General features: G+C 58.0%; 17 protein-coding genes. 15 read left to right on the plus strand and 2 right to left on the minus strand.

The features are described 5' to 3' along the window. Positions 1-462 precede the first annotated feature (462 nt). The gene (gene rluC, locus ENGE1_RS08625; protein WP_048252462.1) at positions 463-1,416 is read left to right on the plus strand and encodes a 23S rRNA pseudouridine(955/2504/2580) synthase RluC; all 954 of its coding nucleotides are present in this window, start codon (positions 463-465) and stop codon (positions 1,414-1,416) included. 57 nt (positions 1,417-1,473) lie between these two features. Here the strand turns inward: rluC and ENGE1_RS08630 are convergent, their stop codons facing one another. Both ENGE1_RS08630 and ENGE1_RS08635 read right to left on the minus strand, forming a co-directional pair. Continuing rightward, a complete protein-coding gene (locus ENGE1_RS08630) occupies positions 1,474-2,601 on the minus strand; it encodes a porin (RefSeq protein ID WP_162268887.1) in 1,128 nt (375 codons plus the stop codon). Between the two features lie 440 nt (positions 2,602-3,041). After that, on the minus strand, positions 3,042-3,626 hold the full coding sequence (locus ENGE1_RS08635; protein ID WP_043084551.1) for a Maf family protein: 585 nt from the start codon (positions 3,624-3,626) through the stop codon (positions 3,042-3,044). A 141-nt stretch (positions 3,627-3,767) separates the two neighbouring features. Here ENGE1_RS08635 and yceD point away from each other — a divergent pair, with 141 nt between their 5' ends. The 14 genes from yceD (at position 3,768) to ptsG (ending at position 16,146) form a co-directional block, all read left to right on the plus strand. Next, a complete protein-coding gene (gene yceD / locus ENGE1_RS08640; RefSeq protein WP_045288390.1) occupies positions 3,768-4,289 on the plus strand; it encodes a 23S rRNA accumulation protein YceD in 522 nt (173 codons plus the stop codon). A 16-nt stretch (positions 4,290-4,305) separates the two neighbouring features. After that, positions 4,306-4,479: a 50S ribosomal protein L32 gene (gene rpmF, locus ENGE1_RS26890; RefSeq protein WP_000290724.1), complete on the plus strand. Its 174-nt coding sequence runs from the start codon at positions 4,306-4,308 to the stop codon at positions 4,477-4,479. 76 nt (positions 4,480-4,555) lie between these two features. Further along, complete coding sequence (plsX, locus tag ENGE1_RS08645; RefSeq protein WP_086497933.1) at positions 4,556-5,590, plus strand: phosphate acyltransferase PlsX; 1,035 nt, start codon at positions 4,556-4,558, stop codon at positions 5,588-5,590. A 6-nt stretch (positions 5,591-5,596) separates the two neighbouring features. Further along, positions 5,597-6,550: a beta-ketoacyl-ACP synthase III gene (locus tag ENGE1_RS08650; protein WP_043084549.1), complete on the plus strand. Its 954-nt coding sequence runs from the start codon at positions 5,597-5,599 to the stop codon at positions 6,548-6,550. A 14-nt stretch (positions 6,551-6,564) separates the two neighbouring features. Further along, positions 6,565-7,494: an ACP S-malonyltransferase gene (gene fabD, locus ENGE1_RS08655; protein ID WP_043084546.1), complete on the plus strand. Its 930-nt coding sequence runs from the start codon at positions 6,565-6,567 to the stop codon at positions 7,492-7,494. 19 nt (positions 7,495-7,513) lie between these two features. Next, positions 7,514-8,248, plus strand: a complete 735-nt coding sequence (fabG, locus tag ENGE1_RS08660; protein WP_043084543.1) for a 3-oxoacyl-ACP reductase FabG — start codon at positions 7,514-7,516, stop codon at positions 8,246-8,248. Positions 8,249-8,458: 210 nt separating this feature from the next. Continuing rightward, positions 8,459-8,695, plus strand: coding sequence for an acyl carrier protein (acpP, locus tag ENGE1_RS08665; RefSeq protein ID WP_000103754.1), 237 nt, complete (start codon positions 8,459-8,461; stop codon positions 8,693-8,695). Between the two features lie 90 nt (positions 8,696-8,785). Then, complete coding sequence (gene fabF / locus ENGE1_RS08670) at positions 8,786-10,027, plus strand: beta-ketoacyl-ACP synthase II (RefSeq protein WP_045288393.1); 1,242 nt, start codon at positions 8,786-8,788, stop codon at positions 10,025-10,027. Positions 10,028-10,140: 113 nt separating this feature from the next. Next, the gene (gene pabC, locus ENGE1_RS08675) at positions 10,141-10,956 is read left to right on the plus strand and encodes an aminodeoxychorismate lyase (RefSeq protein ID WP_048252465.1); all 816 of its coding nucleotides are present in this window, start codon (positions 10,141-10,143) and stop codon (positions 10,954-10,956) included. Next, complete coding sequence (gene yceG / locus ENGE1_RS08680) at positions 10,953-11,975, plus strand: cell division protein YceG (RefSeq protein ID WP_043084534.1); 1,023 nt, start codon at positions 10,953-10,955, stop codon at positions 11,973-11,975. Before pabC ends, yceG begins: the two co-directional genes overlap by 4 nt. Then, positions 11,965-12,606, plus strand: coding sequence for a dTMP kinase (tmk, locus tag ENGE1_RS08685; protein ID WP_048252466.1), 642 nt, complete (start codon positions 11,965-11,967; stop codon positions 12,604-12,606). The genes yceG and tmk overlap by 11 nt, the downstream gene beginning before the upstream one ends. Further along, positions 12,603-13,607, plus strand: a complete 1,005-nt coding sequence (holB, locus tag ENGE1_RS08690) for a DNA polymerase III subunit delta' (RefSeq protein ID WP_048252467.1) — start codon at positions 12,603-12,605, stop codon at positions 13,605-13,607. Before tmk ends, holB begins: the two co-directional genes overlap by 4 nt. Before the next feature lie 10 nt (positions 13,608-13,617). Beyond that, positions 13,618-14,412 (plus strand): metal-dependent hydrolase, encoded by a 795-nt coding sequence (locus ENGE1_RS08695; protein ID WP_048252470.1) that lies wholly within the window; start codon positions 13,618-13,620, stop codon positions 14,410-14,412. 300 nt (positions 14,413-14,712) lie between these two features. After that, positions 14,713-16,146: a PTS glucose transporter subunit IIBC gene (gene ptsG, locus ENGE1_RS08700; RefSeq protein WP_043084526.1), complete on the plus strand. Its 1,434-nt coding sequence runs from the start codon at positions 14,713-14,715 to the stop codon at positions 16,144-16,146. Positions 16,147-16,354: the final 208 nt, after the last annotated feature.

A 16,354-nucleotide genomic window follows, 5' to 3' on the forward strand; every position in this document is an offset into this window, starting at 1 on the left:
TCTCTTTTCAAGTCGCAGGTGCGTTTCACCTGCTGACTCCAGTCACATACTGGAGTAGCGCCTGGAGAACCAGGTTCGCCGCCCGTCTGCGGCTTGAAGTTCAGAGTATTAGCCGGTAAGGACTGCAACCCGCAGCCCGCTAACTGTCTGAAAGATAAAAATGTCTTACGCCATTGCTGCATAAATAATCGTTCAGACAAAACTGGTCATTCCGCTACAGGCTTGTTCATACAAGTTATAATACGGAAAACCGCATCATTATTCCCTGCGAACCCGCTGATAGCAAGATGACTTTTACCATTTATCACCCGGTTACTCACAGTTTCTTCACTTTGGTGAACCGATTGCTTTAATAAGCAGCAGTTAACTCTGAGACAGTGAAAAAGGAGTACCGTCTAAGAAGATAGTATAAGCACAGAAATGAGTGGCGCGAATCTTCACGCCTCTTTAGAATCGCCACCCATGAAAACTGAGACACCCACCGTAAAAATGGTTGCCATCGCCGATGACGAGGCGGGGCAGCGTATCGATAACTTTTTGCGCACCCAGCTTAAGGGCGTGCCGAAGAGCATGATTTACCGCATCCTGCGCAAGGGCGAAGTGCGAGTCAATAAGAAGCGCGTCAAGCCCGAGTACAAGCTGGAGGCGGGTGACGAAGTGCGCATCCCGCCGGTGCGCGTCGCCGAACGTGAAGAAGAGGCCGTGTCGCCGCACCTCAACAAGGTGGCGGCGCTGAGCGAGGTTATCCTTTATGAGGATGACCATATTCTGGTGCTCAACAAGCCGTCCGGCACCGCCGTTCACGGCGGCAGCGGCCTCAGCTTTGGGGTCATTGAAGGCCTGCGGGCGCTGCGCCCGGAAGCCCGCTTCCTGGAGCTGGTGCACCGCCTTGACCGCGATACTTCCGGCGTGCTGCTGGTGGCGAAGAAGCGTTCGGCCCTGCGCTCGCTGCACGAGCAGCTGCGCGAGAAGGGGATGCAGAAGGATTATCTGGCCCTGGTGCGCGGCCAGTGGCAGTCGCACACCAAAGTGGTGCAGGCGCCGCTGCTGAAGAACATTCTGCAAAGCGGCGAGCGCATTGTGCGGGTCAGCCAGGAAGGCAAGCCGTCGGAGACGCGCTTTAAGGTTGAGGAGCGTTTCGAATTCGCCACCCTGGTGCGCTGCAGCCCGGTCACCGGCCGCACCCACCAGATCCGCGTCCACACCCTGCACGCCGGGCATCCCATCGCCTTTGACGACCGCTACGGCGATCGCGAGTTCGATAAGCAGCTGGCGGGTACCGGCCTGAATCGCCTGTTCCTGCACGCTGCGGCGCTGAAGTTCACCCATCCCGGCACCGGCGAGACGCTGCGCATTGAAGCGCCGATGGATAATGGTCTGAAAAATTGCCTGAAGGTGCTGCGCAGCAAGAAGTAGGGCGGAAAGCGGCAGGACTGCCTGCCGCATTATCGTTTTCAACCGGTGCGAGGGAAATCAGAAGTCGTAAACGACGCGCACCAGGTTGGCATCGCCCTGATGATCGGTGCTGGACGTAAAGACGTGTTCATACTGCACGGAGAACCCGTAGTCCAGCTTCAGGTTAACGCCGATGCCGTTATCGATGCGCTTATAGTTCCGCCCGTTGAGATACTCCAGACGGTCGCCCATGAAGTAGGGCTGAATGGCCTGTACCGCATACTGCCCGATAGGGAAACTGTAGCCGGCATAGTATTCAATACCCCAGGCATCGTCCGCGAAATACTTATCAATATTGCGATCGCCGCGCATATTCTGCAGGAAGTTTTGATACCAGCCGCCGCCGACGGAGAATGTCCAGTTATCGGGCGTCCAGCTCAGCGACGTACCGACGATGTTCTGATCGTAGGTTTTGTCTTTGCTGCTGTTATTTACCCGCATGTCAGCCCGGGTGTAGTTCCAGGCCGCGCCCCAGGTAAAATCTTTCGTGAAGTGGTAGTCGATACCTAATGAACCGCCGCCCCGGCGCTTATAGTGCAGCCCGTTGTTGAGGTTAAGGTTATCGTTGAACAGATAGGCCGCATAAATATCGGCGTCACCGATGCTCTTTTTGTATTTGAGCATGTTACGTGACATGTAAGATCCGTCGTAGTCGCCGTTGATACCGTTTCCCGGCGCCTGGCCTAACATATCGTAATCCCAGATGTCGGTTTTAACGCCAACGATGTCATAGTACACGCTGTTCTGTTTACCGAAGGTCAGGGTGCCCCAGGTATCGCTTTTCAAACCGGTGAACAGCATACGGCGCGTGGTGTGGGTCGTGCCTTTTTGATAGTGGTTATCCCATTTGAACACTCTCGGGAAATCAACGCCCAGCTCATAGTAGCTAATCCAGCTGATATCGTCGAAAAGGTAATAATCACTGGTAAAGCGGAAACGCGTTCCTCCATCGTAGCCGTTGCGTTTATAGGACCCCTTATCACCTTTACTGAGGTTAAGCACCTGAGGTCGAATACTGCCGCCCACGGTGAAGTTCAGCCGGCTGAGCGGATCGCCCGCTTCTGGAGCCTGTTTAATCAGGGTGATTTCAGCAAAAGCCCCGTGGCTGGAACATCCCAGAAAGACGGCGGCTGCTGTATATTTTATTAATGTTTTTAATGTGTTATTCACGGTTTTTCCTTACCTGCGCAATTGTTAGCGTGGTAACAATACGTTTTTTTGTATGTCAGAAATGAGATCTGAATAATATTTTTTAACGCGAACTAAGTGCCTGGCAAGGTGAATTGTAACCGCAGATTACAGGCAGTAAAAAAGTGAAATTGCGGATTATTGCTGAGATAGCAGCCTGGACTGGGCGTTGTTTGGACGTTTTATGGCGACGTTATCTGTCGGTTGCCGATTTTTTGGACCGGAGGATGTGGCGTCATGGTGTGATATTTAATGGTGATAATTAACATTTTCCTCTGCGTTGGGCGACGCGGATTAACATCAGGGAAAGAGCGCACGCGCGGCCCGGCATCATCCAGGTTGATGCCGGGAAGGCAGCGCGCGGTTATAGAAAAGAAGGCGCGGTAGAGAGAAAACGCTCAGTTGAGCAGCGGATCCTGCCGCTCGTGGCGCAGCATTTTACACAGCGCGATAAGCGGCAGTCCCACCAGCGTATTGGGATCGCGGCCGTCAAGGCGCTCGAACAGCGTAATGCCGAGCCCCTCACTCATAAAGCTGCCGGCGCAGTTTAACGGCTGCTCTTTCTCTATATAGCGGGCAATTTCAACGTCGCTCAGCTGGCGAAAGTGAACGTCAAACGGTTCGCACTCGGTCTGCAGATGGCCGCTGGCGCTGTTGTAGAGCGCAAGGCCGGTATAGAAGGTGACCACATGGCCGCTGGCGGCGCGCAGCTGTCGGCGGGCGTTCTCTTCGCTGTGGGGCTTGCCGGTTATTTTGCCATCAAGTACGCACACCTGGTCGGCGCCGATAATCAGATGGTTGGGATAGTCCGCGGCCAGCGCCTGCGCTTTGGCCTGCGCCAGTCGCAGCACCAGCTGGCGCGGCGATTCGCCGGGGAGCGGCAGTTCATCCACCTGCGGGGCGACGCATTTAAAGGGCATTTCCAGCTTTTTAAGCAGTTCGCGGCGGTAGCGGGAAGTGGACGCAAGAATAAGTGGCAGCATAATTTTTTTACCGGGCTCTGGTGATTCGAATCGGCTCATCTTAAACTACTGGCCGCAATGTGTGCGAATAAATGGCAAAAGGCGCCTGCGGGTGCCTTTTTCTTTGACTCTATGACGTTACAAAGTTAATATGCGCGCCCTATGCAAAAGGTAAAATTACCCCTGACTCTCGATCCGGTTCGTACCGCTCAAAAACGCCTCGATTATCAAGGTGTCTACACCTGCGATCAGGTGGAGCGCGTGGCTGGGTCAGTCGTCAGCGTGGACAGTGATGTGGAATGCGATATGACATTCGCTATCGACAACCAGCGTCTCGCCGTCATTAAAGGCGATGCAAAGGTTGACGTGACGCTCGAATGTCAGCGCTGCGGGAAACCGTTCCCGTTATCTGTTCACACAACGTATTGTTTCAGCCCGGTCAAAAATGATGAGCAGGCTGAAGCACTCCCGGAAGCGTATGAGCCGATTGAGGTTAACGATTTCGGTGAAATCGATCTGCTGGCAATGGTCGAGGATGAAATCATCCTCTCCCTGCCGGTAGTTCCGGTGCATGATTCTGAACACTGTGAAGTGTCCGACGCGGACATGGTCTTTGGTGAGCTGCCTGAAGAGGCGCAGAAGCCAAACCCATTTGCCGTATTAGCCAGCTTAAAGCGTAAGTAATTGAGGAGTAAGGTCCATGGCCGTACAACAGAATAAACCAACCCGTTCCAAACGTGGCATGCGTCGTTCTCACGATGCCCTGACTGCAGTTACCAGCCTGTCTGTAGACAAGACTTCTGGTGAGAAACACCTGCGTCACCACATCACTGCCGACGGTTTCTACCGCGGTCGTAAGGTTATCGCTAAGTAATCACGCGCAAGCGTGAGGCTTAGTGAGGCTATCCCCGCCTGCGCGGGGATATACCGAACCAGGCGGCGACGAAACCTTGACGCGTCTGACCATAGCGTTAGATGTCATGGGGGGCGATTCAGGCCCTTCCGTGACGGTGCCTGCAGCTTTGCAGGCACTGCGTTCTAATCCACAACTCTCGCTTCTCTTAGTCGGCAATCCCGACGACATTACGCCTTTACTTGCCAGAGCTGACTTCGAACAACGTTCACGTCTGCAGGTTATCCCTGCCCAGTCAGTTATTGCCAGTGACGCGCGTCCGGCTCTCGCGGTACGCCAGAGCCGGGGCAGCTCCATGCGCATTGCGCTGGAAGCGGTGAAAGAAGGGCGCGCCGACGCCTGCGTCAGCGCCGGTAATACCGGCGCGCTGATGGGGCTGGCTAAACTCCTGCTCAAGCCATTGGACGGTATTGAGCGCCCGGCGCTGATGACGGTGCTGCCGAATAAAGAGCAGGGCAAAACGGTGGTGCTTGACCTCGGCGCCAACGTCGACTGCGACGCTATCATGCTGGTGCAGTTCGCCATTATGGGGGCGGTCATGGCCGAAGAGGTGGTGGGCATTGCGTCGCCCCGGGTGGCGCTGCTGAACATTGGCGAAGAAGAGACCAAAGGCCCGGAAAGTATCCGGGATGCGGCATTGATGCTGAAAAAACTCTCATCTCTCAACTATATCGGCTATCTTGAGGCTAACGAACTCCTCACCGGCAAGACGGACGTGCTGGTTTGTGACGGATTTACGGGCAACGTCACATTAAAAACCATGGAGGGTGTTGTCAGAATGTTCCTTTCCCTGCTGAAATCGCAGGGCGAAGGCCAAAAGCGGTCCTGGTGGCTGAAAATTGTTAAACGATGGCTGCAAAATAGCCTGATGCGGCGATTCGGTCACCTCAACCCCGACCAGTATAATGGCGCCTGTCTGTTAGGATTGCGCGGCACGGTGATCAAGAGTCATGGTGCAGCCAATCAGCGCGCGTTCAGCGTCGCGATTGAACAGGCAGTGCAGGCAGTGCAGCGTGAGGTCCCTCAGCGGATCGCCGCTCGCCTCGAATCTGTATTACCACCAAAAGACTGAGCGTACATGTATACGAAGATTATAGGTACCGGCAGCTATCTGCCTGAACAAGTGCGTACCAACGCCGACCTTGAAAAAATGGTAGACACCTCTGACGAATGGATTGTCACGCGCACAGGTATCCGTGAACGCCGTATTGCTGGCCCGGAGGACTCTGTCTCTACCATGGGCTGTGAAGCCGCGAAGCGCGCGCTGGAGATGGCCGGTATCGGCGCCGACCAGATTGGGCTGATTATTGTCGCTACCACGTCGGCAACGCACGCCTTTCCCAGCGCGGCCTGCCAGATTCAGTCGATGCTGGACATCAAAGGCTGTCCGGCGTTTGATGTGGCCGCCGCCTGCGCGGGCTTTACCTATGCGCTGAGCATTGCCGATCAGTACGTGAAGTCCGGCGCCGTGAAGCACGCGCTGGTGATCGGCTCCGACGTGCTGGCCCGCACCTGCGATCCGAACGATCGCGGGACTATCATTATCTTTGGCGACGGCGCGGGCGCCGTGGTACTGGGCGCGTCTGAAGAGCCGGGGATCATCTCCACCCACCTGCACGCCGACGGTAACTACGGCGCGCTCTTAACGCTGCCGAACGCCGATCGCGTACATCCGGAAAATCCGATTTATCTGACGATGGCCGGCAACGAAGTCTTCAAAGTGGCGGTGAAGGAGCTGGCGAACATCGTTGAAGAGACCCTGGAAGCCAACAACCTCGACCGCAGCCAGCTCGACTGGCTGGTCCCCCATCAGGCGAATTTGCGCATCATCAGCGCCACGGCGAAAAAGCTGGGGATGCCGATGGAGAATGTGGTGGTCACCCTTGACCGCCATGGCAACACTTCTGCGGCCTCTGTGCCCTGCGCGCTGGATGAAGCGGTGCGCGATGGCCGCATTCAGCGCGGTCAACTGGTGCTGCTTGAAGCCTTTGGCGGCGGTTTCACCTGGGGCTCCGCGCTGGTTCGTTTTTAATTAAGGATAACAACATGACGCAATTTGCTTTTGTTTTCCCGGGGCAGGGCTCCCAGACCGTGGGTATGCTGGCTGAGATGGCCGCACAGTATCCGGTTATCGAAGAGACCTTCGGCGAAGCCTCTGCGGCATTAGGCTATGACCTGTGGGCGCTGACCCAGCAGGGCCCGGCGGAAGAGCTGAACAAAACCTGGCAGACGCAGCCTGCGCTGCTGACCGCCTCCGTGGCGCTGTACCGCGTCTGGCAGCAGCAGGGCGGCAAAGCGCCAGCGCTGATGGCCGGCCACAGCCTCGGCGAGTACTCCGCGCTGGTCTGCGCCGGCGTGATTGCTTTCGCTGACGCCGTTCGCCTGGTCGAGCTGCGCGGCAAGTTCATGCAGGAAGCCGTGCCGGAAGGCACCGGCGGCATGTCGGCGATTATTGGCCTCGACGACGCCTCCATTGCCAAAGCCTGCGAAGAGTCTGCACAAGGGCAGGTGGTTTCGCCGGTGAACTTCAACTCCCCGGGCCAGGTGGTCATCGCTGGTCACAAAGAGGCCGTTGAGCGCGCCGGTGCCGCCTGTAAAGCCGCTGGCGCCAAGCGCGCGCTGCCGCTGCCGGTCAGCGTGCCGTCGCACTGTGCGCTGATGAAGCCCGCAGCGGAGAAACTGGCCGCGGAGCTTGCGAAGATTACCTTTAACGCACCGCAGATAGCCGTCATCAACAACGTTGACGTTAAGTGTGAAACTGCCGCTGACGCCATCCGCGACGCGCTGGTGCGCCAGCTCTACAGCCCGGTACAGTGGACCAGAACCGTTGAGTTTATGGCTTCCCAGGGCGTGGAGCATCTGTATGAAGTGGGGCCGGGCAAAGTCCTTACCGGCCTGACAAAACGTATTGTTGACACCCTGACCGCATCGGCGCTTAACGAGCCGGCTGCGATGTCAGCGGCGCTTGAACAATAATAAGAGGAAAAACAAAACCATGAGTTTTGAAGGAAAAATTGCGCTGGTTACCGGTGCAAGCCGCGGCATTGGTCGCGCTATCGCTGAAACGCTGGCTGCACGCGGCGCGAAGGTGATTGGCACCGCGACCAGTGAAAGCGGCGCGCAGGCTATCAGCGATTATTTAGGTGCGAACGGGAAAGGTCTGATGCTGAATGTGACCGATCCTGCATCTATTGAATCTGTTCTCGGAAATATTCGCGCAGAGTTTGGCGAAGTGGATATTCTGGTCAATAATGCCGGGATTACGCGTGATAACCTGCTGATGCGCATGAAAGACGACGAGTGGAACGATATTCTCGAAACCAATCTGTCATCAGTATTCCGTCTGTCAAAAGCGGTAATGCGCGCTATGATGAAAAAGCGCCATGGACGCATTATCACTATCGGTTCTGTGGTTGGTACCATGGGAAATGCGGGTCAGGCCAACTACGCTGCGGCGAAAGCGGGTCTGATTGGCTTCAGTAAATCCCTGGCACGCGAAGTTGCGTCCCGCGGTATTACTGTAAACGTTGTTGCTCCGGGCTTTATTGAAACGGACATGACGCGTGCGCTGACCGATGAGCAGCGTGCGGGTACACTGGCGGCGGTTCCGGCGGGGCGCCTGGGCTCCCCAAATGAAATCGCCAGTGCGGTTGCATTTTTAGCCTCTGACGAAGCAGGTTACATCACCGGTGAAACGCTGCACGTTAACGGCGGAATGTATATGGTCTGATCGTAGTTTGTGCAAAATGCTCAGGAACCGCGCACTCCGTGCTATTCCATGCGTTATTTTGCACAAAATGATTTGCGTTATTAGGGCTAATGCCCGCAAAATAGCGTAAAATCGTGGTCAGATATGCCGGGATTTAGTTGCAAATTTTTCAACATTTTATACACTACGAAAACCATCGCGAAAGCGAGTTTTGATAGGAAATTTAAGAGTATGAGCACTATCGAAGAACGCGTTAAGAAAATTATCGGCGAACAGCTGGGCGTTAAGCAGGAAGAAGTTACCAACAATGCTTCCTTCGTTGAGGACCTGGGCGCTGATTCTCTTGACACTGTTGAGCTGGTAATGGCTCTGGAAGAAGAGTTTGATACTGAGATTCCGGACGAAGAAGCTGAGAAAATCACCACCGTTCAGGCTGCCATTGATTACATCAACGGTCACCAGGCGTAAGTGAACATCTCCAGGCGGTCACTCGACCGCCTGAGTTTTTTCTTTTTTTAGTCCCACTTTCTCTTTTTTATCCCTCCCTGGAGGACAAACGTGTCTAAGCGTCGTGTAGTTGTGACCGGACTGGGCATGTTGTCTCCTGTCGGCAATACCGTAGAGTCTACCTGGAAAGCTCTCCTTGCCGGTCAGAGTGGCATCAGCCTGATCGACCATTTCGATACTAGCGCCCACGCAACGAAATTTGCTGGCTTAGTAAAGGATTTTAACTGTGAGGACATCATCTCGCGTAAAGAACAGCGCAAGATGGATGCCTTTATTCAATATGGAATTGTCGCTGGCGTACAGGCCATGCAGGATTCTGGCCTTGAAGTGACGGAAGAGAACGCCACGCGTATTGGTGCCGCTATCGGCTCCGGTATCGGCGGTCTTGGCCTCATCGAAGAGAACCACAGCTCGCTGGTTCACGGCGGTCCGCGTAAGATCAGCCCCTTCTTCGTTCCGTCCACAATCGTTAACATGGTGGCAGGTCACCTGACCATCATGTATGGGCTGCGCGGTCCGAGCATCTGCGTGGCAACCGCCTGTACTTCAGGCGTGCACAATATTGGCCACGCGGCGCGCATGATTTCCTACGGCGACGCCGACGCGATGCTGGCAGGCGGTGCCGAAAAGGCCAGTACGCCGCTCGGCGTTGGCGGCTTTGGCGCGGCGCGTGCGCTCTCCACCCGCAACGATAACCCGCAGGGCGCGAGCCGTCCGTGGGATAAAGATCGCGATGGCTTCGTGCTGGGCGACGGCGCCGGTATTCTGGTGCTGGAAGAGTACGAGCACGCGAAAAAGCGTGGGGCAAAAATCTATGCGGAAATCGTCGGCTTTGGCATGAGCAGCGACGCCTACCACATGACCTCGCCGCCGGAAGACGGCCGCGGCGCCGCGCTGGCGATGGACAACGCCATCCGCGATGCCGGCATTGCGCCGGGACAGATTGGCTACGTCAACGCCCACGGCACCTCGACCCCTGCGGGCGATAAGGCCGAAGCGCAGGCCGTGAAGTCTATTTTTGGCGATGCCGCCAGCCGCGTGCTGGTCAGCTCCACCAAATCGATGACCGGCCATCTGCTGGGCGCGGCGGGCGCGGTAGAGTCTATCTACTCGATTCTGGCCCTGCGCGACCAGGCCGTTCCGCCGACCATCAACCTGGATAATCCGGATGAGGGCTGCGACCTTGACTTCGTTCCGCACGAAGCGCGTCAGGTCAGCGGCATGGAGTATACCCTGTGTAACTCCTTCGGCTTCGGCGGCACCAACGGATCGATCATCTTCAAAAAAGTGTGATAATTCCGCGTCGATGAAAAAGGCCTGCACTGCAGGCCTTTTCTTTAAGTATTCTCCGCTTGAACTGCATGGGCTCGCCTGCCAGACTCACAGGCCTTAAATAAGGAGCTTTTATGTTCTTAATCAACGGCACAGAGCAGAGCACGCTGGCGGCGGGCGACCGCGGTTTGCAGTTTGGCGACGGCTGCTTTACCACGGCCCGGGTGCGTAAGGGCCAGGTCGAACAGCGGGATAAGCACCTGGCGCGGCTGCAGCACACCTGCGAAGCGCTGCTGATCCCTTTCAGCACGTGGCGCGCACTCGACGACGAAATGGTTCGCCTCGCGGCCGCGCAGCAGGAGGGCGTGCTGAAGGTTATCCTGACGCGCGGCAGCGGCGGGCGGGGCTACAGCGCGGCCGCCTGCGGCACGCCGACCCGCATACTCTCCACCTCGCCGTTTCCTGACCACTTTTCCCGCTGGCGCCAGCAGGGCGTAACCCTGTCCCTGAGCCCGGTACGCCTGGGCCGCAATCCGGCGCTCGCCGGGCTGAAGCATCTCAACCGGCTGGAGCAGGTGCTGATCCGCGCGCATCTTGAGCAGACGGGCGCCGACGAGGCGCTGGTTCTTGACAGCGAAGGGTGGGTTACGGAATGCTGTGCGGCTAATTTATTCTGGCGGGCCGGAGAGACGGTATTCACGCCGCGCGTCGATCAGGCCGGGGTGAACGGCATAATGCGCCAGCACTGCCTGCGGCTGCTGGCGCAAAGCCGCTACCGCGTTGTCGAAGTCAGCGCCCAGGCAGATGCCGTGCGCCAGGCGGATGAAGTGATTATCTGCAACGCGCTGCTGCCGGTGGCGGCGGTCAGCGCTTTTGATGAAGTGCGCTACCTGTCGCGTGAACTGTTTGAATATCTGGCCCCACTCTGTGAGCAGTCGATGACGTCATGAAGAAAATGTTTCGCTTTATTCTGCTGCTGCTGGCGGCGTTTGTGATTGCCGCCGGCGTCGGCGCGTGGAAAGTGCGCCAGCTGGCGGGCAGTCAGATCTTAATTCACGATGAGGCCATTTTCAGCCTCAAAGCCGGCACCGGGCGCCTGGCGCTGGGCGACCAGCTGTACGCTGAAAAAATCATCAACCGGCCGCGGGTGTTTCAGTGGCTGCTCAGGCTTGAGCCGCAGCTCGCCCATTTTAAGGCCGGGACCTATCGCCTGACGCCCGGCATGACGGTGCGCGAGATGATGCAGCTCCTCGCCAGCGGCAAAGAGGCCCAGTTTCCGCTGCGCTTCGTCGAAGGCATGCGGGTCAGCGACTATCTTAAGCAGCTGCGCGATGCCCCCTACGTGAAGCACACCCTGAAAGACGATAGCTATGCCACCCTTGCCGGGGCGCTGAAGTTCGAACATCCTGATGAGGTCGAGGGCTGGTTCTGGCCGGATACCTGGATGTATACCGCCAATACCAGCGACGTGGCGATCCTCAGGCGCTCCCATGAGAAGATGGTCAAAGCGGTTGACGCCGCCTGGGAAGGGCGAATGAAGGATCTGCCTTATGCCGATAAGAACGCGCTGGTGACGATGGCCTCCATCGTGGAGAAAGAGACCGCGGTGCCCGAGGAGCGCGACCGCGTGGCGTCGGTATTTATTAACCGGCTGCGCATCGGTATGCGCCTGCAAACGGATCCGACGGTTATCTACGGCATGGGCGATAGCTATGCCGGTAAACTCACGCGTAAAGACCTGGAGACGCCGACGCCGTATAATACTTACGTTATCGCCGGGCTGCCGCCGGGTCCTATCGCCACGCCGAGCCAGGCGTCCCTGAACGCCGCCGCCCATCCGGCGAAGACGCCGTATCTCTACTTTGTGGCCGACGGCAAGGGCGGGCATACGTTCAATACCAATCTTGCGAGCCACAACCGCGCGGTGCAGGATTACCTGAAAGTACTGAAGGAAAAAAATGCGCAGTAAATATATCGTCATTGAGGGCCTTGAGGGCGCCGGTAAAACCACCGCCCGCGACGCCGTGGTTGAGACGCTTGAGCAGCTTGGCGTGCGTTCGCCGCTGTTCACCCGCGAACCCGGCGGCACTGCGCTGGCGGAAAAGCTCCGCAGCCTGGTGCTGGATATCCGCTCCGTTGGCGATGAGGTGATTACCGACAAGGCCGAGGTGCTGATGTTCTACGCGGCCCGGGTACAGCTGGTTGAAACGGTGATCAAGCCGGCGCTGGCGGCGGGGCAGTGGGTCATCGGCGATCGCCACGATCTCTCTACCCAGGCCTACCAGGGCGGCGGACGCGGCATTGACCAGCGGATGCTCGCCTCGCTGCGCGACGCCGTGCTGGGCGATTTTCGCCCGGATCTGACGCTGTATCTCGACGTCACGCCCGAGGTCGGGCTGAAGCGCGCCCGTGCCCGCGGCGAGCTGGACCGCATCGAACAGGAGTCGCTTAACTTCTTTAACCGCACCCGCGCCCGCTATCTGGAGCTGGCGGCGGCCGATCCGAGCATCCGCACGATCGATGCCACTCAGCCGCTGGACGCGGTGCTGCAGGATATCCGCCGCACGGTGACCGCCTGGGTCGGGGAGCAGGGTGCATGAAGTGGTACCCGTGGCTGAGGCCGCCGTTTGAACAGCTGGTTGCCAGCTATCAGGCCGGGCGAGGGCACCACGCGCTGCTGGTACAGGCACTGCCCGGCATGGGTGAAGATGCGCTGGTTTATGCCCTCAGCCGCTATCTGATGTGCCACGCGCCGGAAGGCAGCAAAAGCTGCGGCCGCTGCCACAGCTGCCAGCTGATGCAGGCGGGCACCCATCCGGACTACTACGCCATGGAGCCGGAGAAGGGCAAGAGTACGCTCGGCGTCGATGCCGTGCGCGCCGTTGCCGAGAAACTCTATGAACGCGCGCGCCTCGGCAGCGCGAAGGTGGTGCTGATAAGCGACGCCGCCCGGCTCACCGAGGCGGCGGCCAACGCGCTGCTGAAAACCCTTGAGGAGCCGCCGGAGAATACCTGGTTTTTCCTCGTCTCCCGCGATCCCTCCCGCCTGCTGGCCACGCTGCGCAGCCGCTGCCGCCATTTTCACCTTGCCCCGCCGGCGGAAAACTACGGCCTGGCCTGGCTTAATCGTGAAGTGACCGTGTCACAGGAAGCGGCGCTCACCGCGCTGCGCCTGAGCGGCGGCGTGCCCCCGGCCGCGCTGGCGCGGCTCGATGAGGCGCAACTGGCCGCCCGGCGCCAGCTGTTCGAGGGCCTTGATGCGGCGCTGACCCACGGCGACTGGCTGGCGCTGTTGCCGGTATTCAACACCGACGCGGTTGCCGGGCGCCTGCATGAGCTGGCGTCGCTGCTGCTGGATGCGCTCAAGATACAGCAGGGCATTAGCCTGCTGGCCAATGTCGACGCCGCGCCGCTGACGCAGCGCCTGGCCAGGGCGCTTTCCGCTACTCGCCTGCGGGCGATCGCGGTCGATGCCTGCGAGTGCCGCGAGCGCCTGCTCGACGTCACCGGGCTCAATCGCGAGCTGATGCTCAACAACTGTTTACTCCGCTGGGAGCACTGGCTGACGCCGGGCGCTGCGCTTCCGGCCCAACACATCTGAGAGAGACCCCATGTTTATCGTCGACTCGCACTGCCATCTCGATGGCCTGGACTATGACTCCCTGCACAAGGACGTTGACGACGTGCTGGCCAAGGCCGCCGCCCGCGACGTGAAGTTCTGCCTGGCGGTCGCCACCACGCTGCCCGGCTACCGCGCCATGCGCGAGCTGGTGGGCGAACGCGAAAATGTCGTGTTCTCCTGCGGCGTGCATCCGCTTAATCAGGATGAAGCCTATGACCCGCAGGATCTGCGGCAGCTGGCGGCAGAAGAGGGCGTGGTGGCGATGGGCGAAACCGGCCTTGATTACTACTACACGCCGGAAACGAAAGCGCAGCAGCAGGCCTCATTCGCGCACCATATCCGCATCGGCCGCGAGCTGAACAAGCCGGTTATTGTCCACACCCGCGACGCGCGGGAAGATACGCTGGCAATTTTGCGCGATGAAAAAGTGACGGATTGCGGTGGCGTACTACACTGTTTCACGGAAGATACGGAAACGGCCGGCAAGCTGCTCGATCTTGGATTCTATATTTCTTTCTCCGGTATTCTGACCTTCCGCAATGCAGAGCAGCTGCGCGAGGCCGCACGCTACGTGCCGCTGGAGCGGATGCTGGTGGAGACCGACTCGCCGTACCTGGCGCCGGTTCCGCACCGGGGAAAAGAGAATCAGCCCGCAATGACCCGCGACGTCGCTGAATACATGGCCGTGCTGAAGGGCGTTTCCCTCGCGCAGCTTGCGCAGCAGACGACGGAAAACTTTGCTGAGCTGTTCCACATTGACCCCGCCCGGCTGCGCAGCGCCTGATTAGCTGGATTATTTTTCAGCTCGAAATTAATAGCCAAACCAGGAATAATTCACCGCCGGTAAATCGGCGGTGTGGCGGCTCTTTGGCCCTTAATCAGGCATAGTGGTGGATGTAAGTGCTGGATTTGTGGTGAGCAGGTGCTGAAACGTGACAACCATCAAACAATCGAAATCTTATTTATTTTACTCTGTGTAATTAATAAAAGGACGCTCAGATGTCCTGTTAACGGTGAGGTTCTCCCCCCTTACCAGCGCGCGTAAGCGTATAAAAAGCATATATACTCAGGAGCACTCTCAATTATGTTCAAGAACGCATTTGCTAACCTGCAAAAGGTCGGTAAATCGCTGATGCTGCCAGTCTCCGTACTGCCTATCGCAGGTATCCTGCTGGGCGTCGGATCGGCAAACTTCAGCTGGCTGCCCGCCGTCGTCTCCCACGTTATGGCGGAAGCCGGTGGGTCCGTCTTTGCCAATATGCCGATGATTTTCGCTATCGGCGTGGCGCTGGGCTTTACCAATAACGATGGCGTTTCCGCGCTGGCGGCAGTCGTGGCCTACGGCATTATGGTGAAAACCATGGCCGTGGTGGCCCCGCTGGTGCTGCACTTACCTGCCGATGAGATAGCGGCTAAGCACCTTGCCGATACCGGTGTTCTGGGCGGTATTATCTCCGGTGCGATTGCGGCCTACATGTTCAACCGCTTCTATCGCATCAAGCTGCCTGAGTATCTCGGCTTCTTCGCCGGCAAGCGCTTTGTGCCGATTATTTCCGGCCTCACCGCCATTATCACCGGCGTGATCCTCTCCTTCGTCTGGCCGCCGATTGGCTCTGCTATCCAGGAGTTCTCCCAGTGGGCGGCGTACCAGAATCCGGTGGTGGCATTCGGCATCTACGGCTTCATCGAGCGCTGCCTGGTACCGTTTGGTCTGCACCATATCTGGAACGTACCTTTCCAGATGCAGATCGGTGAATACACCAATGCCGCAGGCCAGGTGTTCCACGGCGACATCCCGCGCTACATGGCGGGTGACCCGACCGCAGGTAAACTCTCCGGCGGCTTCCTGTTCAAAATGTACGGCCTGCCGGCAGCGGCTATTGCCATCTGGCACTCCGCGAAGCCGGAAAACCGCGCCAAAGTGGGCGGGATCATGATCTCCGCGGCGCTGACCGCGTTCCTGACCGGGATCACCGAGCCTATCGAATTCTCCTTCATGTTCGTCGCGCCGGTCCTCTATATCATCCACGCCATTCTGGCTGGTCTGGCCTTCCCGATCTGTATTCTGCTCGGTATGCGCGACGGCACCTCGTTCTCGCACGGCCTGATCGACTTTATCGTGCTGTCCGGCAACAGCAGCAAGCTGTGGCTGTTCCCGATCGTCGGCCTCGGCTACGCGATTGTCTACTACATCCTTTTCCGCGTGGTGATTAAGGCGATGAACCTGAAAACCCCGGGCCGTGAAGACGCAACCGAAGAGAACAAAGCGGCCGCGACCGGTGAAATGGCCCCGGCTCTGGTGGCGGCGTTCGGCGGTAAAGAGAACATCACCAACCTCGATGCCTGCATCACCCGCCTGCGCGTTAGCGTCGCCGACGTGGCGAAAGTGGATCAGCCCGGGCTCAAAAAGCTCGGCGCGGCTGGCGTCGTGGTTGCTGGTTCCGGCGTTCAGGCGATTTTCGGCACCAAGTCCGATAACCTGAAAACCGAAATGGATGAGTACATCCGCAATAGCTAAGTAATAGCGTTTGGGGAGACTAAGGCAGCCGCGAGGCTGCCTTTTTTACTTCAGGTCGCGATAAAACCCACGCGCGCGACGTACTGCCAGTGACGCTGGCCGCCGCGCCGATGACGCGTAAGTAAACGTAACCATAAGTCTTAATATTTTTCACTCATGGATGGCTGATGTGGTTAACTAAGCATCATCCGAGCGCATTTCGCCGGAA

It is taken from the genome of Pluralibacter gergoviae ATCC 33028 = NBRC 105706, assembly GCF_001598855.1.
GTDB classification, from domain to species: Bacteria; Pseudomonadota; Gammaproteobacteria; order Enterobacterales; family Enterobacteriaceae; genus Pluralibacter; species Pluralibacter gergoviae.

Coding starts and splice junctions, on each gene's coding strand:
- rluC (WP_048252462.1), top strand. CDS start 463: ATGAAAACTGAGACACCCACCGTAAAAATGGTTGCCATCGCCGATGAC.
- ENGE1_RS08635 (WP_043084551.1), bottom strand. CDS start 3,626: ATGCTGCCACTTATTCTTGCGTCCACTTCCCGCTACCGCCGCGAACTG.
- yceD (WP_045288390.1), top strand. CDS start 3,768: ATGCAAAAGGTAAAATTACCCCTGACTCTCGATCCGGTTCGTACCGCT.
- rpmF (WP_000290724.1), top strand. CDS start 4,306: ATGGCCGTACAACAGAATAAACCAACCCGTTCCAAACGTGGCATGCGT.
- ENGE1_RS08650 (WP_043084549.1), top strand. CDS start 5,597: ATGTATACGAAGATTATAGGTACCGGCAGCTATCTGCCTGAACAAGTG.
- fabD (WP_043084546.1), top strand. CDS start 6,565: ATGACGCAATTTGCTTTTGTTTTCCCGGGGCAGGGCTCCCAGACCGTG.
- fabG (WP_043084543.1), top strand. CDS start 7,514: ATGAGTTTTGAAGGAAAAATTGCGCTGGTTACCGGTGCAAGCCGCGGC.
- acpP (WP_000103754.1), top strand. CDS start 8,459: ATGAGCACTATCGAAGAACGCGTTAAGAAAATTATCGGCGAACAGCTG.
- pabC (WP_048252465.1), top strand. CDS start 10,141: ATGTTCTTAATCAACGGCACAGAGCAGAGCACGCTGGCGGCGGGCGAC.
- yceG (WP_043084534.1), top strand. CDS start 10,953: ATGAAGAAAATGTTTCGCTTTATTCTGCTGCTGCTGGCGGCGTTTGTG.
- tmk (WP_048252466.1), top strand. CDS start 11,965: ATGCGCAGTAAATATATCGTCATTGAGGGCCTTGAGGGCGCCGGTAAA.
- holB (WP_048252467.1), top strand. CDS start 12,603: ATGAAGTGGTACCCGTGGCTGAGGCCGCCGTTTGAACAGCTGGTTGCC.
- ENGE1_RS08695 (WP_048252470.1), top strand. CDS start 13,618: ATGTTTATCGTCGACTCGCACTGCCATCTCGATGGCCTGGACTATGAC.
- ptsG (WP_043084526.1), top strand. CDS start 14,713: ATGTTCAAGAACGCATTTGCTAACCTGCAAAAGGTCGGTAAATCGCTG.